A 21301-nucleotide genomic window follows, 5' to 3' on the forward strand; every position below is an offset into this window, starting at 1 on the left:
ACCGAAGTCTGAGGTTTTACGACTGCTGCTCCGCAGAGGTGCGATTGCGTAGCAGCTGTCGAGCCTTGGCGAGGCTGCGTCTGCGGTGTGCCTGACACACCGAAGTCTGAGGTTTTACGACTGCTGCTCCGCAGAGGTGCGATTGCGTAGCAGCTGTCGAGCCTTGGCGAGGCTGCGTCTGCGGTGTGCCTGATACACCGAAGTCTCAGGTTTTACGACTGCTGCGCAGCCGAACGCGGCCTCGTTCTACTCGACCGCTGCTACGCAGGGTGTGCTTGACCATCAGGGCCCGACCAGGTTTTCCAGCTCCTGGGCGCGGGTCTGGGTCATGTCCAGTACGCAGCCGGAACCGTTGACCTGGTCAATGGTGCCGCCGGTGGCCGAGCCGATGAAGCCGCAATTGGCATCACGAAATTTGATCCACTGGCGCTGCACATCCTGCAATTGCTGTTTACGGGTGCCTTCCATGGCCGTCATGGCAGCTTTGTAGGCGGTGTTCAGGCGCGCGTCCTGAACCTTGGTTTCCTTGGTGTTGCAATCGACCATGTCGGCGGTGGTGTTGGCGCCGTCCATGCATTTTTTCAGCGCCGGGTTCTCGTCGGCCGACGCCGTGCCGCACAAAGCCAGCAGCAGTGCGCTGGCGGCGAACGGAACAAGCAGGTGTTTACGATTCATTCTGGGTTTTCCTGGTCATGAGTCGGTGTGCAGTCTAAGACTCGGCCTGCGCCGTTGAGTTTCCAGCCCCGGCGATCTTCATGTAAGAACGCCCCCCGAATTTTCATCCACTGGCCCCGGGCATGTCCCTGCGCGACAAGGCTTATCCGTGGGCGAAAATTACTTTCATAAAAATTGAAAATCCACCTCGGTAATGATTTATGACTTTCACAACCTATTCGACGTGACCCTTTCCGAGGAGTACCGCATGGCCGCATCACCGGGGTATTGGCTGTTGATCTACGCCGCCATCGCCATCATTGCATTGATCGTATTGATCGCGCGTTACCGGCTCAACCCGTTTATCGTCATCACCCTGGTGTCCATCGGCCTGGCGCTGTTGGCCGGGATGCCGGCGGACACGATCATGGGCTCCTACGAGGCGGGCGTCGGCAAGACGCTGGGGCATATTGCGCTGGTGGTCGCGCTGGGGACGATGCTCGGCAAGATGATGGCCGAATCCGGCGGCGCCGAGCAGGTGGCGCGCACGCTGATCAACCGGTTCGGCGAGCGCAATGCGCACTGGGCGATGGTGTGTATTGCGTTCCTGGTGGGGCTGCCGCTGTTTTTCGAGGTCGGTTTTGTGTTGCTGGTGCCCATCGCGTTTACTGTGGCGCGGCGGGTCGGCGTATCGATCCTGATGGTCGGTCTGCCGATGGTAGCGGGCCTGTCGGTGGTGCATGCGCTGGTGCCGCCGCATCCGGCGGCGATGATGGCGGTGCTGGCCTATAACGCGTCGGTGGGGCAGACGGTGCTGTATGCGATTTTGATCGGCATACCCACTGCAATCATTGCCGGGCCGCTGTACGCCAAATTTATCGTGCCGCGCATTCACCTGCCGGCGGAAAACCCGCTGGAACGCCAGTTCATCGACCGCGAACCGCGCACCCGTTTGCCGAGTTTCGCCCTGACCATGGGCACCATCCTGTTGCCGGTGGTGCTGATGATGATCGGCGGCTGGGCCAACCTGATTTCCACGCCGGGCACCGCGTTCAACCAGTTTCTGTTGTTTATCGGCAACTCGGTGATTGCACTGCTGGTGGCCACTTTGGTGAGCTTCTGGACCCTCGGCCTGGCCCAGGGTTTCAACCGCGAATCGATCCTCAAGTTCACCAACGAATGCCTGGCGCCGACCGCCAGCATCACCTTGCTGGTGGGCGCGGGCGGCGGGCTTAACCGGATCCTGGTAGACGCTGGCGTCACCAATGAAATCCTCGGCTTGGCGCATGCCTTCAACCTGTCGCCGCTGGTGATGGGCTGGTTGTTCGCCGCGTTGATGCGGATCGCCACCGGCTCGGCTACGGTTGCCATGACCACCGCGTCGGGCGTGGTAGCGCCGGTTGCGATGGGCCTGGGTTATCCCCACCCGGAATTGCTGGTGCTGGCCACCGGTGCGGGCTCGGTCATCTTTTCCCACGTGAACGACGGCGGCTTCTGGCTGATCAAGGAATACTTCAATATGACGGTGATCCAGACCTTCAAGACCTGGACCGTGCTGGAGACTCTGATTTCAGTGGTCGCCTTCGGTCTGACTTATGGCCTGTCCTGCATTTTGTAACCCGGAGCCGAACCGATGGACATCCTCTACCAGATCCGCGCCCGCCAGGATTCCTTCAGCGCCGGCGAAGGGCGTATCGCCAAGCTGATGCTCGATGGCGTCGGCTTTGCAGCGTCCGCCAGCCTGGAAGAGTTGTCCCAACGTGCCGAGGTCAGCACCGCCACCTTGTCGCGCTTTGCCCGCAGTGTCGGGTGCCGTGACCTGCGCGACCTGCGCCTGCAACTGGCCCAGGCCAGCGGGGTTGGCAGCCGTTTCCTCGACCCGGCGGGCCTGCCTGAGCAGTCGGCGTTTCACCGGCAGATTCTCAGCGATATCGAGGCGACGTTGCGCCGGCACTTGTCCGGTTTCAACCAGCGCAGTTTTGTCGACGCCGTGAGCCTGCTGGGCAATGCCCGGATGATTCACGCGTTTGGCATGGGCGGGCCGTCGAGCCTGTGCAGTGACGAGTTGCAAGTGCGCCTGGTGCGCCTGGGCTACTCGATCGCCGCCTGCCACGACCCGGTGATGATGCGCGTGACCGCCGCCACGCTGGGCCCGGAACATGCGCTGATCGTCTGCTCCCTGACCGGCATCACCCCGGAGGTATTGGGCGTTGTGGCGCTGGCACGCAACTACGGCGCAAAAATCATCGCCATCACCCTGCCGGATTCCCCGCTGGCGCAGTTGGCCGACGTGCTGCTGCCGCTGCAACCGGCGGAAACCAGTTTTATCTACAAGCCAACGGCGGCGCGCTACGGAATGCTGTTGGCCATCGACGTGCTCGCCACCGAGCTGGCCCTGGCCATGCCGGACGACAACCAGGAACGCCTGCGACGGATCAAGCTGGCCCTGGACGATTATCGCGGCGGCCCCGACAGCCTGCCGCTTGGAGATTGAGATGAAGTACCACACGCTGATCCGCCAGGCTTTGATCATTGATGGCAGCAACACCCCCGGCTATGTCGCCGATGTGGCGTTGCGCGAAGGGCGTATCGAGAAAATCGGCGACCTGTCCCAAGACAGCGCCGAGCATGAAATCGACGCCACCGGGCGCGTGCTGGCGCCGGGGTTTATCGACGTGCACACCCACGACGATACGGTGGTGATCCGTCATCCGCAGATGCTGCCCAAGCTCAGCCAGGGCGTGACCACGGTGATCGTCGGCAACTGCGGCATCAGCGCTTCGCCGGTGAGCCTGCGGGCTGATCCGCCGGACCCGATGAACCTGCTGGGCAAACGTGAGGCCTTCGCCTATCCGCGTTTTGCCGATTACCGTGCTGCGGTGGAAAGCGCCCACCCGGCGGTGAACGTGGCGGCGCTGATCGGCCACACGGCCCTGCGCAGCAACCATATGGACGACCTGCACCGCACCGCCACGCCCGGCGAAATCACCGCGATGCGCGCGCAGTTGCAGGAGAGTCTCGCGGACGGTGCCCTGGGGTTATCCACCGGCCTTGCGTACGCCAGTGCGTTCAACGCCGAGACCGATGAAGTGCTGCAGCTGAGTGAAGAACTCACGGCGTTCGGCGCGGTGTACACCACGCATTTGCGCAGCGAATTCGAGCCGGTGCTGGAGGCCATGGACGAGGCGTTTCAGATTGGCCGCCACGCCAGGGCGCCGGTGATCATTTCCCACCTCAAGTGCGCGGGCGCCGGTAACTGGGGTCGCAGCCCGCAACTGTTGGCCTCGCTGGAACACGCGGCGAAGACCCATCCGGTGGGCTGCGATTGCTATCCCTATGCGGCCAGTTCTTCGACCCTGGACCTCAAGCAAGTCACCGATGCGTTTCGTATCACCATCACCTGGTCCACGCCGCATCCGGAAATGGGCGGGCGGGACCTGCAGGACATTGCCGCCGAGTGGGCAGTGCCGCTGATGGACGCGGCCCGTCGCCTGCAACCTGCCGGCGCGGTGTATTACGGGATGGATGAGACGGATGTGCAGCGCATCCTGGCGCATCCGCTGTCGATGATTGGCTCGGATGGTCTGCCGGAAGATCCGTTCCCTCATCCACGCTTGTGGGGCGCGTTTCCACGGGTGCTGGGGCATTTCAGCCGGGACCTTGGGTTGTTCCCGCTGCACACCGCGGTGCACAAGATGACCGGCTTGTCGGCGGCGCGTTTTGGCCTGGCCGAACGCGGTGAAATTCGCGAAGGGCACTGGGCGGACCTGGTGTTGTTTGATCCGTTGCGGGTGCGCGATGTGGCTGACTTCAAGGAGCCGCAGCGTGCGGCGCAAGGGATTGACGGTGTGTGGGTCAACGGCGTGCTGAGCTACAGCGACGGGCAGCCCAACGGCCAGCGGCCCGGACGATTCCTGGCGCGCAGCGGGGATTTGCGTAAAGGGTTTGCGGCTTTATAGTGGCCGCTCTCAAACACGGAGCAATCGCCATGCACTTAGGAAAAGTCACCCCCATTCTGCGCAGTTTCGACGAGGCCAAGACGCTGGAGTTCTACGTCGACTTCCTGGGGTTCAAGGTCGATTGGCAGCACCGGTTTGAAGATAATTTTCCGTTGTACCTGCAGGTGTCGCTGGGGGAATGCGTGCTGCACCTGTCCGAGCACCATGGCGACTGCTCGCCGGGTGCGGCGGTGCGGATTCAAGCCCGGGGCCTGGAGGCGTACCAGCAGCAGTTGCTGGCCAAAAACTACCGCAACGCCAAGCCCGGAATTGAAGACACGCCGTGGGGCAGTCGTGAGATGAGCATCAGCGACCCGTCGGGGAACCGGTTGGTGTTTGTCGAAGAAGTAGCGGTTTGAACCCGTTCTGATGTGGCGAGGGAGCTTGCTCCCGTTGGGCTGCGCAGCAGCCCCAAAACCAGGCGCCGGGTTTACCTGAACGGTCTCGGTTGTTTGGACTGGGGCCGCTTCGCGGCCCAACGGGAGCAAGCTCCCTCGCCACAGTTTGAAGGTGCTTGCGTTGAAGGTGGGTTTACACCCGGAAGTGGCTGACCATCTGCTGCAACTGCCCGCCCAGGCGCGCCAGCTCCACACTCGACTTGGCTGTCTCGTCGCTGGCCGCAGCCGTCTGCTCCGACACGTCCCGCACGTTCACAATACTGCGGCTGATCTCTTCAGCCACGGCACTTTGCTGTTCGGCAGCGGCGGCAATCTGCTGGTTCATCGACTGGATATTCGACACCGTACGGGTGATGTTTTCCAGTGACACACCGGCCTTGCGCGTCAGTTCGACGCTGCTGTCGGTGAGGCTGCGGCTGTTGTTCATCACGGCGGCCACTTGCTGGGTGCCGTTCTGCAAACCGGCCACCAGGCCTTCGATTTCTTCGGTGGATTTCTGGGTACGCTGGGCCAGCCCGCGGACTTCATCGGCGACCACCGCAAAACCGCGACCGGCTTCACCGGCACGGGCGGCTTCGATGGCGGCGTTGAGTGCCAGCAGGTTGGTCTGCTCGGCCACGGCCTTGATCACGTCCATCACGCTGCCGATCTTGTTGCTCTCTTGCTGCAGGTGCGTCATGGCGTCGGTGGAGCGGGCCACTTCGGCAGCCAGGCGTTCGATCTGGGCGATGGCTTCGGCCACCACCTTGTCACCGGCACGGGCTTCACCGTCGGCGGCCGAGGCAGCCTGGGAGGCTTGTTCGGCGTTACGCGCGACTTCCTGCACGGTGGCGGTCATCTCGTGCATGGCGGTGGCCACTTGATCGGTCTCGATCTTCTGGCTGTTGACCCCGGCGCTGGTCTGTTCGGTGACCGCCGACAACTCTTCGGCAGCGCTGGCGATCTGGGTGACGCCGTCGCGGATGCCACTGATCAGCTCACGCAGGGTTGTGCCCATGCGCTGGATGCCTTGTTGCAACACGCCGAGCTCGTCGCGACGCGTGACCTGGATGTTGTGGCTCAGGTCGCCGGAAGCGATGCGTTCCACCACGGCAAGGGTCTCGCGCAGTGGGCGGGTAATCTGGCGGGTGATGATCACGGCCGCCACGATGCCCACCAGCAACGCCAGCAACGTGCTGATCAGTTGCAGGCTGCGGGCCTGTGCGCTTTCGGCGTCGCGGCGTTGCAGCTGGATGTCATACAGCTTGTCGCTGATGGTGACGATGTCGGTGCCCTGGGTGGTCATTTCTGCCCGGGCCGAGACGATGTTGGCGTTGGCTACCTTGTAGTTCTGCACCGCGCTGCGATAGGCACCGAGGGCCGTTTCCAGTGAACCCAGGGCGGTCTGCTGGCTGGCGCCGAAGGCTGCGTGCAGGTCTTTCAAGCCGTCGATGGCTTTCTCGATCTGCGCAGCCGCACGGGCTTCAGTCTCGGCGTTGACGTTGCCGGTGTAGCCGCGCACTTCGTAGCGGGCCAGCTGGAATTGTTCCTTGGCGCTGGTCACGGCCTGGAACTGGGTGAAGCGCTCAGCGCTGTCGGGCATCTGCCGCACGCTGGAATCCAGGGCACCGATCTGCGCATTGGCGATGTCCGCCTTGTCACCCATGACCTGGCGTGCGGCGTTGCCGTTGCGGTAAGCCTCACGCATTTTGTTCAGGGATTGCTGGTAGGCGGTGATGATCGCTTTCTGCTCGTTGAGCAGCTTGAGGTTGTCCGGGCTCTTGAAGCTGTCCAGCAGCTTTTGTTGCTGGGCCGAAAAACTGTCGAGGTTGGTCTGCACGTTTTGCGCCACGCCTTCGTCACCGTTGGCCAGCATATATTGCAGGCGCACGATCCGCAGTTTGGTCAGCGAAGCATTGAGCTGGGTAATGTCGCTCATCCAGTTGCTGCGGTCGATCAGGCCGCCCAGGCTGGTCCAGCCAGTGAGCGCGAGGATCGAAGTAAGCACCAGGACCAGGCCGAAGCCCAGGCCCAGTTTCATATTGACGCTGATGTTGCCGAACCAACTATTCATCGCATTCCTCCAGGAACAGATTTGCGGGTACATCCGGTTGCTGGAAGTAGCGACCAGCCGATGGGTAGTCAGGGGGTATCGGCAGGCCTGGCGAGAGCTGAAACGGTTTTTTCGTGGCGGCTGGGTTTATGGATCGTGAGCGACCAACGGTAGTCAGTTAGCCTCTGCGCACGGGGTCACGGTCAACACCATGCGCGAGGGATATCGCGGTGTCATGTGCACGGTGTTGCGCGCGACCCTCGGGTATTGCGCCTGGCCGGGTGCTTCACCGCTATTGGGGTTGACATCGAACCGCGGAAAGTTGCTGCCGGCAATGTCCAGGCGCAGGCGATGACCGCGCTGGAACAGGTTGCAGGTGGCGAAGGGTTCGATCACTACCTTGACCGGCTTTCCCGGGGTCAGCCATGTCGGTTGCTCCCACGAGTCACGGTAGCGGGCGCGACGAATGCCGTCGGTGATATTCATGGCGAAACCATCGGGGTAGACATCCACCAGTTTGGCGGTGATATCAGTATCGGGTGCATCGCTGTCGATCCACAGCTCAATGGACACGGGGCCTGCGACGATCAAGTCCTGAGTGAGGGGCTCGGTCTGGAAGCTCAAGACATCGTCACGTTCGGCCAGGGGGCGATTGTCGCCACGGGTACCAAAGAAGTCGGCCCGCTCGCGCTGGTCGAACGCGCCGCCGACAAAAATGGGGGCACCGGAGGTCAGCGCACCGCCGACGGTCGGCACGGGGTTGGCCGGGTCGGCGCAGTAGCTGAGCTGGCTCTCGGTGCTGGGTAGTTCACGTTGCAGGCGCCGCTGCGCGGTGAGGTGCAAGGTCATCTGGGTGCTGCCCGGCAGCGGCCATTCGCTGCTTTCGATCCAGCGACCGCCGTGTTGCAGGCGACCCTGTTGATCCCGCACGCCCGTGCCGCCGCCCATCAAAAACACCTTCACCGATGCCGGGCCCGGCAGCGGTGTGTCCTTGAGGGCGCGCTCAAACCAGTCCAGGCGACAGCTCAGCCAGTCCCTGGCGACCTGGCCATCGAAGGCACCCAGGGCGCCGAATTCAACCTCACCACTGTGGGTGATATTGCGATCGCCGTGGAGCCACGGGCCCATGATCAATTGATGTGCCGAAGTGGTGCCGGCGCTGAAAGCTGCATGGTTGGCCAGGGTCGAGCTGACATAGGCGTCATACCAACTGGACATGAACAGCACCGGAATATCCGGCAAATCCTGGTAATGCCCCTCGGCGTAAATTCCCGGCGCCTGCCAATACGGGCCGAAGTCGCCCTGGGCCCATTGCTCCAGCAAATACGCCTCATATTCCGGCACATGCCGCAGAGGCGAGTGCCCGGCTTGCCAGGGCATGCGCGTGAACCACTGGTGGATATCTTCCTGTTCCAGGGCCTCGAGGATCGCCGGGTCTGCCAGCGCCGCCGGGCTTTCCTTGGCCTGGCGAAACGCCCAGGTGGCCTGTTTGAGTTCCAGTGCACCGCCCTGGCGAATCCCGCACTGGTAGGCATTGGCGAAGCCGCCGCTGTCCAGGACCATGCTGCGCAGGCCCGGCGGGTGCAGGCAGGCCATCGCCAGCTGGGTGTGGGCGGCGTAGGACAGGCCCATGCTGCCGATCTTGCCGTTGCACCACGGCTGTTCGACGATCCAGGCCAGGGTGTCGAACCCGTCCTCGCCCTCGGCGGTGTATTTGGTGAACACACCTTCGGAGGCATAGCGCCCGCGGCAATCCTGGAAGATCGCGACAAAGCCCTGGGCCGTAAACTGCGCGGCCATTTGCTCGCGGGAAATGTGCTGGCCGTCGAGCTGTATTTCCGAGCGCGACGGTTTGCTTTTGTCGTAGGGCGTGCGTTCGATCACCACCGGAAACGGGCCGGGACCTTGGGGCAAGTAGATGTCGGTGGCCAGGTGGATGCCGTCGCGCATGGCGATCATCTGGTTGTGCAGCGTCTGCATGGAAAAAACACTCATCGGTTCAGTACCCGGTGCCTACGGCAATGGCCAACAGCACCATCGCCAGCACGGCATAAATCAGAAACAGCGGCAGGATGTAGCGCGCCCACTGGCCCCAGCCGACGTTGGCGGTGGCCAGCAATACCAACAGGCCGCTGGAGGTCGGGGTGATCATGTTGGTCAGGCCGTTGCCCATCAAAAACGCGAACACCGTGGTTTGCGGGCTGACGCCGGAGAGTTGCCCCAGCGGCCCGAAGATCGGCATGGTCACCGCCGCCTGGCCCGAGGTGGACGGGATCAGCACATCCAGCCCCAATTGCGCGAAAAACATGCCATAGGCCGAGACCACCGGGCCGTGATCGCCCACCAAGTTGGCCAGGCTGTTGACGATGGTGTCGAGCACCTGGCCGGTGCTGAGGATGATTTCCACGGCGGTCGCCAGGCCGATCAACACGCCGGCAATCAGCACCTTTTTCATGCCGTCGACAAACGCGCTGGCGGCGGTGCTGGCGCCGAGCCCGGCGATCACGCTGAAGGCCACGGTCAGCAGGAGGTAGAACGCCGACAGCTCGTGGTATTTCCACTCCCAGCGGTTGGAGGCGTACACCAGGAAACCAATGCCCGCACCGAGTACGATCAGGTTCAGCAGGTGGCGCAGGGGCAGCGGTTTGCGTTCGAAGGTGATCTGCGCGCTGGCATCAAAGCCGTGCTTGCGGATGCTCCACAACACGAATGCGATGCCCACCAGCAGGAACGTGCAGTAGGCCAGGACGCGCATGCTCAAGCCGCTGAAAATCGGCAGCCCCACCATTGGTTGTGCCACGGACAGCGCCACCGGGTTGGAGATGGAGGCCAGGTAGCCGATCTTCACCGAGATGGTCACGATGGCCAGCCCGATCAGGTTCGACAGCCCCAGGCGGTTGGCCATGGCCACCATCAACGGCACGATCAGGATGAATTCCTTGGCCAGGCCCATGAAGGTGCTGCCGGCGGAAAACACCAGCATCAGGCTCGGCACCAGCACGTAGATATTGCCCCGAGTCAGCCCCAGCAGGCGCTCAAGACCGGCGTCGATCACCCCGGCCTTGTTCAGTACGCCGAACATGCCGCCGATGAACAGCACCATGAAAATCAGCGCCGCGCGTTTTTCGATGCCCTGGGGAATGGCCATGAAACCTTCCACCAGTGACACCGGCCGGGCGACTGTATCGCCGGCCTTGCGCGGTTCCAGGGAGAACAGTTGGCCGAGGGAATCGTGTTTCTCCAGCACTTGGTAGGAGCCGGGAACCACCAGGCCATTCTGGCGCTGGAACTTGCCCGAGTTCACCGCGTAGGTGAAGGCGACAGCCAGCAGCACGATGCTCAACAGAATGATCGCCGGGTTGATCTGCTTGCGTTTCGCGGGTTTTTCCACCGGCGTTTCAGTCGGCGAGTGGGTACGGACGATCTGCGGTTCGGTCATGCTGGTTGCCCCGGTGTGCGCTGTTATTGTTGTGTCGGGTGACACTTGTGGAGCGGACACTAGGGCAAAGTTTTCGCGGCGACAACGTTATGCGCGGGCTGGGTTGGGCTATGCGTTTTGTGCGGCCAGGCGCTGCTTGAGGTGCTCGGCAAACGCCGTCACCACTTTGGATCGGGGCTCATTCGCACGAAACGCCAGGCCAAATGCATAGGGCAATGCAGGCCGAAACGGGCGGACCACAATCGGCAAATGCATGAAGTGACTGGCCAGCAAACCATTGACGATCGACACTCCCAACCCCTCGGCGACAAAGCTGCACGCGGCGCCCACCGAATGCACTTCGACCCGCACCTGCGGCGTCAGGTTGGCCGCGCGAAACACCTGGTTCAACTCGGCCCGCAGCGCCCGTTGCCGGCCCAGCATCACCAGCGGCACGTCCCGCAGGTGCTGCACCTCAATGCACGCGTGACGGGTCAACGGATGGTCCGCCGGCATCACGCACACGCCTTCGGTTTCCAGCACCGGTTCAATCTCGAAGTCGGGAATCTCGGTGGGCAAGCGCACAAAACCGAGGTCGGCGGAACGGTCGAGCACGGCCCGTTCGATCATGTCGTAGGACCCGGTCAGCAACTCGACGACGATGTCTTCACGACCCTTGAGAAACTCGGCGACGATCCGTGGCAGCAGCTCCTGGGTCATGCTGGTGGGCACCCCGACCTTGATCAGGCTCTTGCGCGAACGGCCCACGCGCATCTCATCCGCCAGGCGCTGGATACGCTGCATGCCGTCCACCAGGCCGGCCACTTCGGTGAGCAGTTCTTCAGCCTCCGGGGTGGCCATCAAGCGGCCCTTTTTGCGCAGGAACAACGCGAAACCCAAGGCCTCTTCCAACTGGCTCAATAACCGGCTGACCGCCGATTGCGACAGGCCCATGCGGGTCGCCGCACCGATGGTCGAACCGGTGGACATGATCGCCTTGAAGGCTTCGAGCTGCTTGAGATTCACCGTGATGTTCCTGTGGTTTGAGGGCTTTGCGCATAGCCTGATGCGCTTCTCGCATAACGTTGCCGGGGGTTCGATCAGCCGTTAGTGTCCGCCGCAATGCGACACGCCGTCCAGCCTGTCGCAGGCAGCAACTGCCCATAAAAAACCACAATACGGCATTCGGGAGACGGTTATGCGTGAGCTTTTCACGAGGGGAGGAGTGGTGTGCGCAGGCTTGTTGGCGAGCCTGTCACCGGCGTTGATGGCCCAGGGTTTCTGGGAGGACTCCCACGGCAAATTGACCTTGCGCAATTACTACTTCAACGACGGTTACCGCGACGGCGGCGAGGACCGCAAGGAGTGGGCCCAGGGCTTTTTGCTCAACCTGCAATCGGGCTATACCGAGGGCACGGTGGGTTTTGGCCTGGATGCGTTGGGGCTGTCGGGGATCCGGCTTGACTCCAGCCGCGCCCATGCCGGCACCGGCTTATTGCCCGTGCACGACGACGGCCGCGCGGCCAGTGAATTCTCCAGCCTGGGGGTGACCGCCAAGATGCGCATCGGCGAAGCCGTGGTGAAAACCGGCACGCTGCTGCCGAAAATTCCGGTGCTGGTATACAACGATGGCCGGCTGTTGCCGCAAACGTTCCAGGGCACTCAAGTGGAGTACAGCGGCATCCGTAACCTGTACTTGCACGCCGGGCATCTGGACAAGTTCAAGCTGCGAAACTCGACCGACAGCGTGGACATTTATCCCCAGGGATACAGCGGCAAAAAAGGCACTGACTTTGATTTCGCCGGCGCCACTTACGCCTTCACGCCGAAGCTGAGCGGTACCTGGTACTACGGTGAAATGCGCGAATTCTATCGCCAGCAATTCTTCGGCCTGGTGCACAAACAGCCAGTGGGTGCCGGCAGCCTCACCAGTGACTTGCGATACTTCATCAGCAACGAAGCGGGCGAAGCACGCAATGGCAAGGTCGACAGCGACATGTTCAGCGGGCTGTTCACCTACCGGCTGGGGCCGCAGGCGCTGGGGGTGGGTTATCAGAAAGTCACCGGCGATACCGCGCTGCCCTACGCCAGCGTGTCGACGGTGTACTCCTTCAGCAACGCCGGCGTCGGCAAATTCATCCAGGCCGGTGAGCAAACCTGGATGCTGCGCTATGACTACGACTTTGCCGCCATCCTGCCGGGCCTGACCTTCATGACCCGTTACTACAAGGGCCAGAACGGTGACTTCAAGGGCCGCGAAGCCCGTGAGTGGGAGTCCGACACCAACCTGCGCTACGTGATCCAGGACAGCACCTTCAAAGGCGTGGGCATCGAGTTGCGCAAGGCCACGTATCGCTCGACCTATGCGAGCGATCGCGACAACTACCGGGTTTACCTCACGTACGACCTGGCGCTGTGGTAACAGGCCTTACTGCTCGATGAAATAGTACGGCTGACGGTTGACCGCCATCTCCTTGACCACCGTCACCGGTACGTTCAGCCGGTCTGTATTGTCCACCAGGGCCACATTGCCGGGCTTGGCCGCGAGGTAGCTTTTGAGTTCCTCCGGGGTTTGCAGGATCGTCAAATAGCCCTGCATGTAAAACACCCCGGCCCCGGCAATTCGCTCGTTGGCCTGATACAGCACCACCTCTTTGCCTTGTGCCTGCATCGCCTGGATCTGGCTGATCACCGGCACAAACGACTGGCGCACATCGGCCTTGGGTGCGAACCAGAAAGCGGCAACCAGGTAGCAGGCAACCACCACCGCGAAAAAGCCACCCACCAGGCCGCGGCGATGTGCATAGACGTGTTCGGCAACGTTGGAGACCTGCCCGCGACTTTTCAGCCAGCCCAGCAACACGCCGCCATACTCGGCGGCCAGCACGGCGGCGGCGGGTGTCAGCGCCATCAGGTACACCGTGCGCTTGCTGGAGGCGAGCGTCAGCAAGGTGAATTGCGCCACCAGCCACACGCTGAAAAACAGCCGGTAGCGGTTACGCACCAGGCTTTTGCGGAAGTGCCACAGCCCGAGGTACACCAGGATGTTCCACGGCAAAAACGCTTCGGGCAATTTGACGATGTAGTAATAGAACGGCTCGTAGTGGCCGGCTTCGACAAACGAGCCGCTGAAGCGCCCGACGCTGTTGGTCAGCAACACTTCACGTACCGCCTGAAGGCCGTCGCGCTGGTACAGGAAACCCAGCCAGATCATCAGCGGCACCAGCGCCAGCAGCGTGAACAGCCCGGGTTTGATCCAGTCCCCCAGCTTGAATCGTTTGTCCATCAGGCTGGTGCTGGCCAGATAGACGAAGATCACGATGCCCGGCATGGCCAGGCCCAGCACACCTTTGCTCAAGGTAGCGATCACCATCCCCAGGGTGAACAGCAACCAGGTACCCAGATTGGAACTGTCGCGCTCCGACTCGGGGCGGTTGGCCTGATAGAACGCAAGCAAGGCCATGGTGATACCGAGGGTGAGCAGCGAATCTTCACCCACGCCGCGCACATTGCTCCAGTAACTGGCCATGGTCGCCAGCATCAACGCCGCGACAAACGCCAGCGTCTTGGGCCGGCCAAACTTGCGCAACATCCCGTACAGCAGCATCACACTGAACAGCCCGGCAAACGCCGACGCCAGGCGCACTGCCCAGGTGGTGCCGCCGAACAGCCGAATCGCCCCGGCGTCGAGCCACAGGCTCAGCGGTGGTTTCTCCAGGAACGGTTCACGAAACAATCGCGGCACCACCCAGTCGTTATCCAGGTGCATGGCCATGGCAATCCCGGCCACACGGGCCTCGGTCGAGCCTTGCAGCTCGTGATTGCCAAGGGCAAAGAAGAACAACAGCGCAGCAAGCAGGAGCAGCAGAGGAGCGGAACGCGTCATGGATTCTGGCTACCGAGGCAGGGGACCGTTCGGGGGAACAGTCCGGGCGATCGGTGAGTATACGAGGGCGATTCTTAATAATTCGTGAATGAATGTGAGGTTTTTGTAGGGTCAGGGTTGTTTCAGCAGCGGCCAGAGGGTGAGCCAGCCTTTGGAGGTGATGCGCTGTTGGTAAATGGCGTGTTTTTCTTGGACGAAGCGGTGTGTGGGTTTGAGTTGGAGGTTGAACAGGTCGTCCAGGCCGAGAGGGGCTGATACTTCGCACAGGTCTTCTGCGGTTCTTCTGACGGCGACTGCGGTGGCCGTCTCTGGCCAGAAGCGCATTGCATCGCTGGCGTTTCGATAGGGCGCGTCGCCGTTTCGTTGGTGCATGCGGGCCTGGTTTTTGACTGACCAGTCGATGGAGGGTTCTGCTGCGCGTAACAGCGCTTCGAGGCGGCGGTCTTCGGCGGGGTCGGTGCAGGTGGCGTCGAACCACAATACGTCGACATCGCCGGTCAGTGGTGATAGGGGGCGACCGTGCAGGTGATCCCACACGGCGTTGCGTACGAAGCCGGCGCCGATCCAGCAGTCGGGGAGGGCCAGGGCGCGGACGACGGCCAGCAGGTGCCAGCGTTGGACATTGCTGCTGATCAGTGTCTGGACCATCTCGTGCTGGTCATGCATTCAAGGCATCTTCAAACTGGCAAGTGCGGCTTTACCCTTGGCCGACAAAACAGGTTCCAATTGCTCCCAGGTGAAACTCAGGTCATTGTCGCAACCGTCGCCATTGGCCGGTGTGGACAGCTTCATGCCCTGGGTGTCGAAGCTCAGGTCGAACGTCGAGTAACTGGTGACCGCCGGGCAGCCTTCATCGGTGGTGGTTTGCTTCTCCAGCCAGGCGCTGAATTTGGCGGGCAGTTTCAAATGGCCGGAGTAGGCGTCATACCATTCCTGCTGACCGCCGAGCCAGGTCCATGGGTCAACGCTTTCGCCGGTTTGCAGGTTCCAGGAATGCAGCCCCCAACTGATGCCCCGGGCGCCGGTGCCGGCAGCCCATCGGTAAAACCTGACGGTGATCCACTGGGATGACCAGTAAGTGGGTTCGACGCTGATTTCGCTGGTATAGGCCGCGCCGTTGCGTCCCAGGTATTCGCGTCGTTCGCTGAAGTAATCGGATTGATCATCGGCGTTGACGGCCAGGCTCGCCAACTGCCGGTTGACCTTCTGAATCGCCGGGCTGTCGCCCTCGAGCTTGAGCGTCACCTGGGCGCCTTGGGTCTCTATCTGGTAGCTGTGCCCGGCGAAGGACTGCTTCTGCGTCTTGACCGGTAGAGGCGTGGCTTCCATGGGCGTGTTGTACGCATCGCTGGCGCAACCTTCGGGCGGCGTTGCCATGCGCTGCAATGCCAGGGGCAGTGGATTGCTGCCCTTGGTTTTGCGCCAGGTGCCTTTCAGGGAATCGCCCTGTGGCGCCTCCAATTGCCAGACACCGCTGTTGCCTTCTTCGGCCCAGGGAGCATCGGGTGTTTCCTGGGTGAGTTGAATTGGTGTCAGGAAGCGCTGGTAGTAGTAACTGCCGCCTGTATTGGGCGAGGCGTTGAAGCAGGCGGTGATTGGCGTCTTGCCGAGTGTGCCCTGCCAGACGCCGGCGAGGTTGGCGTTGGCGAGGGTGGACAGGGCGGCGAGGGCCAGGAATAGAGAGGGCTTGAGCATGGGGTATCGGACTTCCGGTTGTCTGATAGAGGTGGTTTCAGGTGGGGCAGTACTTGGCACGGGATGGAGAAGTATCACAACCATCCGCAATAGAAAAAGGTGACGGATATATTTTCAAGAAAATAGCCCGCTCACCCTTTTCTCAATGTGTGGCGCTTGCGAGTTGGATCGCTGTTTTTAGTACTGGGAAGCTGTACTTCCCTGAGTTTTCGAGTCTGCCGTTGGCACAAGAATGTCCAGTGCACGCGTCACCAGCAACTCACCCAAGACGCTCAATTGTTGGGTGGCGAGAAGTTTATGGCGAAACGCACCATCAAACTCGAAGGCCAGATCAGTAGTGAGCGCGTTCAGCGAAGCTAGAGTTTCGCAGGCTTGTACCAGCAGGGTTTCAGGGTCGATGTCTTGGGCGATACAGAAGATATCCGTGCCGGATTGGCCCGAGCATGGCGGATTGGGAGTGATCTTTTTCATGGTGACGCTCCTACACTGGTGACGGGAGCTGCCATTCCCCTGCTGTCAAACAGGTGTGGGTGGCAGCTGTACGCGGGTTGACAGACCGGAAGTGTAGGAACCCGGCGCACCCGAAGATGCCCCACGCACAGCCGCCATGAACGAGGCGGAATGCGCGAAGCATGCCGACTTATCAAGGGGAGTGAAAGGTTACACTTTTCGGCCTGTCAAAGCCGGTCGCTGATGAGCAGCAACCAGGGAAGGCTAACTTCGTGGGGTGACTCGCGCCAGTTCATGCAGGGCGCGACGTCTTGAAGGAAAAATCCGAAGGCTCATTCGGCAGTGTATTTACAGGACCCCAGAAACAGCAAAACCCGCACAAGGCGGGTTTTGATGGTGCTTCGTATTTGGTGGGCTGGGGTAATCTGAATTGGCGTCTTATGGTATTGATTATTATAAAAATATTCGTTTCTTATATTTATTTGAATACCAGCAGGAATACCTTACGTGATAGCCCTGCCAGAGCCCGTCGCTTGTAATCGATCTAACAACCTTTCTTCACCTTCCATCTATTGCCGGACGAGATAACCGACTTGGATCATTCCTACCATATCCAGAAGGGTACGGTGATCTGTATATTCGCCTTCTACTTGTTCCCAAGTAGGAATGCAGGGCCGTGAAGAAGGCTGGACCGATGATATCTGTACTGGCCTGTGTTTGGCCCTCGCATTGGACAGTTATACCAAACTATATACCCCGCCCTATTAAAGGCAGTTGTCACCCCATATAAGTCTCAAAATCACTTTCTTCGAGTTTTGCGATATTTAGCGAGCTTATCTTGTTGGCATCCAAGTTAATTAAGATGTCACATATTACCGCAAACAAGCCGCACTTGTCAGCGCACTCTTCTAGCTTGGGCTTGGATAAATAGCTAGAGGACGAGTGAGCGCCAACATTTGACAGCTTGACCGCACTTCCAAAAGCCGCCAGATCCAAAAGGTTGTTAATTGTACTAAATGTGATTCCAGAAATATTAGAAACTTCGCCTAGAAGATTTTGGTTCTTTTTTAAAAGAATTAAAACATGCATGACGCCGAACATTAACGTCGAACTTAATTCTTTCTTCAATCCTGCGCTCAGGCTTCCCTTGTCAATTTTGTTAAACCAGTGTTTTTTAGTCTTGGATATTTTTATCCACGAAACATCGAATATGCATCTGATAGAGCAAGCTATGAGAGGTAGATATTCATCTCTATTGCGAGATTGATAGGCTTTGTCTATCGCATAAATTAGGTTTGAAATAACACCCTGGCTGATAAGATACCCAGATTCTGATTCGATTGTGAAAATTGACCGTTGTGGTGATCCAGTTACATTGGAGATTTTCTTACTAAACTCTAACTTTATTTCAGTAGAAACCAAGCTTGTATGAGGGTCTCGATATCGAAAGCTTATTAGTTTATCACAGGGATCTTCAATTGAGTGCAAAACCCCATTTCTCGATGGTATTCCATCAATAGAAATTTCCACTTCATTTTTGTTAACTTCTATACCAAGGCTATTTCTAACCTGAAAAATATAATTCTCCAACTCAATTTGATTCGAGGGTGTATAGATTTTCAAAGGCATCTTTCTATTGATTGATATTGATGCCGCCATTCTTTTCTGCTCATCCGGTTTCGAAACTGGGGCAGCCTTACCTGTAGGGACCTTTTTATTATAACTCTCTTTCTGCAATTCTCTTTTTAGCTCAGAGCCATTAGTTTGAATAAGTTCGTTAAGATGCTTAAGGTTTTTGATCAGGCTTTTAGTTAGGGAATTGTCGACAAAGTTTGTTCTGTCCGAATTGAATTCCACCTCCTCACTCTGGCTTCTTAGGTTGACTCGCCCAATCATCTGGGGTAATGAACTTCCCGAACTGGTTTTTCTGAGCAGTTCCGGATCGAAGATCACAATATTATTAAAGAGATTTCGATTGAAATAGACTAGAGGGTACAGCGCGTCATCATGCACCCTTTTATTTAATGGGGATACGGTTTTTGAATTCCTGCCTCTTCCAAAATGAAATATTATCAGTTCTAGAGTTATTGAGTAGTCTGTTCTCCGCATCGGCTCAGGCAGGCCTGGAATTGACTTTGCTAGCTCTCCCTTGTGATAAAATTCAATATTGTTGTTTTCTGAATCAAAAGAAACATAAAATAGTTGATCGTTATCACTTTCTAGCTTGAAATTCTTAAGGTTTCTAGTCGAATAGCTAGTTGCCTGGTTCTCTATCTGAATTTTTATGTCAAAATTTTGATCTACGATGGCTGCAGCAAGTTTTTCCGAAACCTTCTCACTATTTAAATCATCAAGCAATACCTCGATTTCTTTTGGGCTTGAAGAAATAATAATTGTGGTTCCTTTCCCTTCGTGAGCTTTCGTTATGATGGGTATCCTAGTCCCTGCAAGATCTTGCTTACTGACTAGCTCTGATTTTTTCAGAGAGAAGGTGCTCTGAACCCCGTCCTTGCTCGTGATCCATTGAACCTCATCGCCAAACTTAAATGCTGCAAGAAAGCCTAATCCTTTAGAGCCTTGAGTGATTCTACTAGCACCATTTTGTTCGATGACGTGGCCATATTTTTTAGAGCTTTGTGATATGTGAAAAAGGCTTTCAATTTCATCAGCCCCCATTCCATTTCCGTTATCAGAAATGGTCACGGTGTTTTTTGAAGTTTCGACCTTGATTATAATATCTGGCGAAAAAGCATCATAAGCATTCTTTATCAGCTCGTTAAGCGCAAACAGTGTTGATGGTATCTTCTGTGACAGCTCTTCGATTAATTTTCCGCCAAACTTCAAAGAGGCTTCCGACATATGAAATTCCTTTTTTACAGATGAGAGCACATTCATGGACGGTAGGTGGTCGTAGTGAGGCTGTCAGATCACCCTTTTCTCTTTGTTCATGGTTTAAGAACTTTTGGTTTCGTTGCCAAAAAGATATGCTTCAGGAACTATATCTCCAGTATCGGCGCCCGTTAGGTCTTGAGTTTTAATGCTTGCACAGATCTTACTAGCATCTGCATCGTAAGAGTTTTTTACTAACTCCATGAGAGCTTGTATGTTGTCAGCTATGAGGTCGAAACTAAAATTAAATATTGTGGAGATGCGAGCCTCAAGCAAGAGCGTATCGATGATAGCTACACCGGGCGCCTTGTCATAACCTCCTCTCATACGCACCCCCATGAACGAGTTACTAAAATCCACTCACTAGCCATAGTTGATCCTTCACTATTTTTAGATGCCATCCTTTTACGAGAACCAGGCAATACACGTTCTACAGTGGTAACTATTTCGTGCCCATTCGCGGTAAGAAATTCTTTAGTTATATCTACCAGAGGAAACGTCTTGCCTCCTATTCTTCTTTCTCCAAGGGTGAAAAAACAAAAAGCCCCGAGCTTGAGTCTATGGCTAATCACTATTAATGACTCGCGATAATCTCGACAGAAAGACAGGGTTTTCTTTCTTAGAGGGCCAGCATGCTCGATTTCTATTAAAAAATTCGCCAATGAGGGCGATGCTGTAGAAAGTTCGTTTCTTGCTTGGTCAGCAAACCTCAACGAGCCACCTAGACTTAATGTATCAATTCGCGAAGTAGAGTCTAATAAAAAAGGGTCGAATCCATCATGCAAATCAATCGGATCAATCCAACGGAGTGGCAAGTAACTATGCTGCCCATAAGGGACTGTAGTTTTATTGTCTCCGTATGGAGGGGAAGTCATTAATACGTCTGCAAGTTGCGATGCTTTCCATACACCCGAGACCGAGCCGGATGATAGTAACGCGGCAGGGACAATTTCTTGGTTTGGTCTTGTCGAAATTCTTGACCAGTGCAACTTAAGTCGAGAGAGATTTTGCTCGCAGACAATCTTGAAGACTTTAATGGCATCAGTCTCTCGTCTTGCGATATCCTCAAGGCTATATGCATGTAACTTGAACGTTGAAATTCTCGAGTTTGATACTAATCTTATTGTTTCAGCAAAACAGACCCATAAGAATTTTCTAGCAATTTTGTTAGGCTGATCAACTATTGACTTGCGCAACCTACTCAGCCCATCTTTTATTTCAGGTTTAAACCACTTATCTATGTTGGGGAAATTAAAAACGCACGACGCCGAGGCTTCTGCCAAAGTGACTACAAGAGACACAGCATTAGACGCAATCTCAACGTCCGGTGGAGCAGATTTTACCTCGCACAATAATATAGCCATAGGATTAATATCACTTCCGTAATAATTAATCCCTCTATATAAACTCTCTAACATGACAGTGCCCGACCCCGAAAAAGGGTCATACACTAAAGAAATATTGTCTTCCACAGCAATCAAGTCATCCAGCAATGCTCCTTGCAGCTCAGGAACCATCATAGCGGGGTACTGAAAGAGAGCATGATTTCCAGATCTTCTTCTCAGCTCAGAAAATGCCCAAAAGTTGCTGTCGTAGTCAGTCCGTGAGGATAATCGAAGGCGCAACTCTGCTGATTTATCATCCGTGCTACCACTTAGGCCGGTTTGCCTAGCAGTCATGTCAACCCCCAATCCGTAACCAAGCCCTAAATCCAAATTTGCCCGAGTTTCTTCCACATTCGCCAGTCATATTCCTGCCTTGGGACTCATGCTCGAGAAGCTACTCAGATCTACCCTTCGCAGGCTTGTAAGGGCGTCTGCCAAACCATCACGTAGAGTAATGGAAAAGTAATTGCAAACACACTCTAGCCATCAACAGATA

Annotated in this window: 16 protein-coding genes and 1 pseudogene; 5 read left to right on the forward strand and 12 right to left on the reverse strand. The window is 57.6% G+C overall.

Annotated elements, in window-relative coordinates; genetic code table 11:
- Positions 1 to 282 precede the first annotated feature (282 nt).
- A complete protein-coding gene (locus M2400_RS14330; RefSeq protein WP_177042157.1) occupies positions 283 to 675 on the reverse strand; it encodes a lysozyme inhibitor LprI family protein in 393 nt (130 codons plus the stop codon).
- Positions 676 to 868: 193 nt separating this feature from the next.
- Here M2400_RS14330 and M2400_RS14335 point away from each other — a divergent pair, with 193 nt between their 5' ends.
- From M2400_RS14335 to M2400_RS14350, 4 genes are read left to right on the forward strand one after another with little or no spacing between them, the layout of a single operon-like run.
- Complete coding sequence (locus M2400_RS14335) at positions 869 to 2272, forward strand: gluconate:H+ symporter (protein WP_177042159.1); 1404 nt, start codon at positions 869 to 871, stop codon at positions 2270 to 2272.
- A 15-nt stretch (positions 2273 to 2287) separates the two neighbouring features.
- Positions 2288 to 3148, forward strand: coding sequence for a MurR/RpiR family transcriptional regulator (locus M2400_RS14340; protein ID WP_259196398.1), 861 nt, complete (start codon positions 2288 to 2290; stop codon positions 3146 to 3148).
- A gap of 1 nt (position 3149) precedes the next feature.
- Positions 3150 to 4613, forward strand: coding sequence for an amidohydrolase family protein (locus M2400_RS14345; protein ID WP_177120139.1), 1464 nt, complete (start codon positions 3150 to 3152; stop codon positions 4611 to 4613).
- 29 nt (positions 4614 to 4642) lie between these two features.
- Complete coding sequence (locus M2400_RS14350) at positions 4643 to 5011, forward strand: VOC family protein (protein ID WP_259196400.1); 369 nt, start codon at positions 4643 to 4645, stop codon at positions 5009 to 5011.
- Between the two features lie 172 nt (positions 5012 to 5183).
- Here M2400_RS14350 and M2400_RS33580 read toward each other — a convergent pair whose 3' ends face one another.
- From M2400_RS33580 to M2400_RS14370, 5 genes and pseudogenes are all read right to left on the reverse strand, one after another.
- Positions 5184 to 6047 (reverse strand): methyl-accepting chemotaxis protein, encoded by an 864-nt coding sequence (locus M2400_RS33580; protein ID WP_371132985.1) that lies wholly within the window; start codon positions 6045 to 6047, stop codon positions 5184 to 5186.
- A 39-nt stretch (positions 6048 to 6086) separates the two neighbouring features.
- A pseudogene (locus M2400_RS33585) lies at positions 6087 to 7136 on the reverse strand (methyl-accepting chemotaxis protein); the annotation flags it as partial.
- Positions 7137 to 7256: 120 nt separating this feature from the next.
- The gene (locus tag M2400_RS14360) at positions 7257 to 9062 is read right to left on the reverse strand and encodes a CocE/NonD family hydrolase (RefSeq protein WP_259196574.1); all 1806 of its coding nucleotides are present in this window, start codon (positions 9060 to 9062) and stop codon (positions 7257 to 7259) included.
- 19 nt (positions 9063 to 9081) lie between these two features.
- Complete coding sequence (locus M2400_RS14365; RefSeq protein ID WP_177078886.1) at positions 9082 to 10521, reverse strand: YfcC family protein; 1440 nt, start codon at positions 10519 to 10521, stop codon at positions 9082 to 9084.
- Positions 10522 to 10629: 108 nt separating this feature from the next.
- A complete protein-coding gene (locus M2400_RS14370; RefSeq protein WP_177115792.1) occupies positions 10630 to 11526 on the reverse strand; it encodes a LysR family transcriptional regulator in 897 nt (298 codons plus the stop codon).
- 172 nt (positions 11527 to 11698) lie between these two features.
- Between M2400_RS14370 and M2400_RS14375 the strand changes: the two genes are divergently transcribed.
- Entirely contained in the window at positions 11699 to 12922 is a 1224-nt protein-coding gene (locus M2400_RS14375) for an OprD family porin (RefSeq protein ID WP_259196408.1), read from the forward strand.
- Between the two features lie 6 nt (positions 12923 to 12928).
- On the opposite strand, the gene M2400_RS14380 is transcribed toward M2400_RS14375, so the two are convergent.
- The 6 genes from M2400_RS14380 to M2400_RS14405 form a co-directional block, all read right to left on the reverse strand.
- Entirely contained in the window at positions 12929 to 14386 is a 1458-nt protein-coding gene (locus M2400_RS14380) for a glycosyltransferase family 39 protein (RefSeq protein ID WP_259196410.1), read from the reverse strand.
- Positions 14387 to 14497: 111 nt separating this feature from the next.
- Positions 14498 to 15052: a nucleotidyltransferase family protein gene (locus M2400_RS14385; protein ID WP_259196412.1), complete on the reverse strand. Its 555-nt coding sequence runs from the start codon at positions 15050 to 15052 to the stop codon at positions 14498 to 14500.
- Positions 15053 to 16081 carry a hypothetical protein gene (locus tag M2400_RS14390; RefSeq protein WP_259196413.1) on the reverse strand — a complete coding sequence of 343 codons (1029 nt, stop codon included), beginning with the start codon at positions 16079 to 16081 and terminating at the stop codon, positions 15053 to 15055. It abuts the gene before it with no gap.
- A gap of 177 nt (positions 16082 to 16258) precedes the next feature.
- Positions 16259 to 16552, reverse strand: coding sequence for a DUF6124 family protein (locus M2400_RS14395; protein WP_259196414.1), 294 nt, complete (start codon positions 16550 to 16552; stop codon positions 16259 to 16261).
- A gap of 756 nt (positions 16553 to 17308) precedes the next feature.
- Positions 17309 to 19390, reverse strand: coding sequence for an ATP-binding protein (locus tag M2400_RS14400; RefSeq protein ID WP_259196416.1), 2082 nt, complete (start codon positions 19388 to 19390; stop codon positions 17309 to 17311).
- Between the two features lie 353 nt (positions 19391 to 19743).
- Positions 19744 to 21099: a site-specific DNA-methyltransferase gene (locus M2400_RS14405; protein WP_259196419.1), complete on the reverse strand. Its 1356-nt coding sequence runs from the start codon at positions 21097 to 21099 to the stop codon at positions 19744 to 19746.
- Between the last annotated feature and the right edge of the window lie 202 nt (positions 21100 to 21301).

The organism is Pseudomonas sp. BIGb0558, from assembly GCF_024807515.1.
Classification (GTDB): domain Bacteria; phylum Pseudomonadota; class Gammaproteobacteria; order Pseudomonadales; family Pseudomonadaceae; genus Aquipseudomonas; species Aquipseudomonas yamanorum_A.

Excerpts from the sequence above, each read along its gene's own strand:
- M2400_RS14340 (WP_259196398.1), top strand. The coding sequence starts at position 2,288 with ATGGACATCCTCTACCAGATCCGCGCCCGCCAGGATTCCTTCAGCGCC.
- M2400_RS14350 (WP_259196400.1), top strand. The coding sequence starts at position 4,643 with ATGCACTTAGGAAAAGTCACCCCCATTCTGCGCAGTTTCGACGAGGCC.
- M2400_RS14360 (WP_259196574.1), bottom strand. The coding sequence starts at position 9,062 with ATGCAGACGCTGCACAACCAGATGATCGCCATGCGCGACGGCATCCAC.
- M2400_RS14380 (WP_259196410.1), bottom strand. The coding sequence starts at position 14,386 with ATGACGCGTTCCGCTCCTCTGCTGCTCCTGCTTGCTGCGCTGTTGTTC.
- M2400_RS14400 (WP_259196416.1), bottom strand. The coding sequence starts at position 19,390 with ATGTCGGAAGCCTCTTTGAAGTTTGGCGGAAAATTAATCGAAGAGCTG.
- M2400_RS14390 (WP_259196413.1), bottom strand. The coding sequence starts at position 16,081 with ATGCTCAAGCCCTCTCTATTCCTGGCCCTCGCCGCCCTGTCCACCCTC.
- M2400_RS14395 (WP_259196414.1), bottom strand. The coding sequence starts at position 16,552 with ATGAAAAAGATCACTCCCAATCCGCCATGCTCGGGCCAATCCGGCACG.
- M2400_RS14335 (WP_177042159.1), top strand. The coding sequence starts at position 869 with ATGATTTATGACTTTCACAACCTATTCGACGTGACCCTTTCCGAGGAG.
- M2400_RS14365 (WP_177078886.1), bottom strand. The coding sequence starts at position 10,521 with ATGACCGAACCGCAGATCGTCCGTACCCACTCGCCGACTGAAACGCCG.
- M2400_RS14345 (WP_177120139.1), top strand. The coding sequence starts at position 3,150 with ATGAAGTACCACACGCTGATCCGCCAGGCTTTGATCATTGATGGCAGC.
- M2400_RS14330 (WP_177042157.1), bottom strand. The coding sequence starts at position 675 with ATGAATCGTAAACACCTGCTTGTTCCGTTCGCCGCCAGCGCACTGCTG.
- M2400_RS14405 (WP_259196419.1), bottom strand. The coding sequence starts at position 21,099 with ATGACTGCTAGGCAAACCGGCCTAAGTGGTAGCACGGATGATAAATCA.
- M2400_RS14375 (WP_259196408.1), top strand. The coding sequence starts at position 11,699 with ATGCGTGAGCTTTTCACGAGGGGAGGAGTGGTGTGCGCAGGCTTGTTG.
- M2400_RS33580 (WP_371132985.1), bottom strand. The coding sequence starts at position 6,047 with ATGGGCACAACCCTGCGTGAGCTGATCAGTGGCATCCGCGACGGCGTC.
- M2400_RS14385 (WP_259196412.1), bottom strand. The coding sequence starts at position 15,052 with ATGCATGACCAGCACGAGATGGTCCAGACACTGATCAGCAGCAATGTC.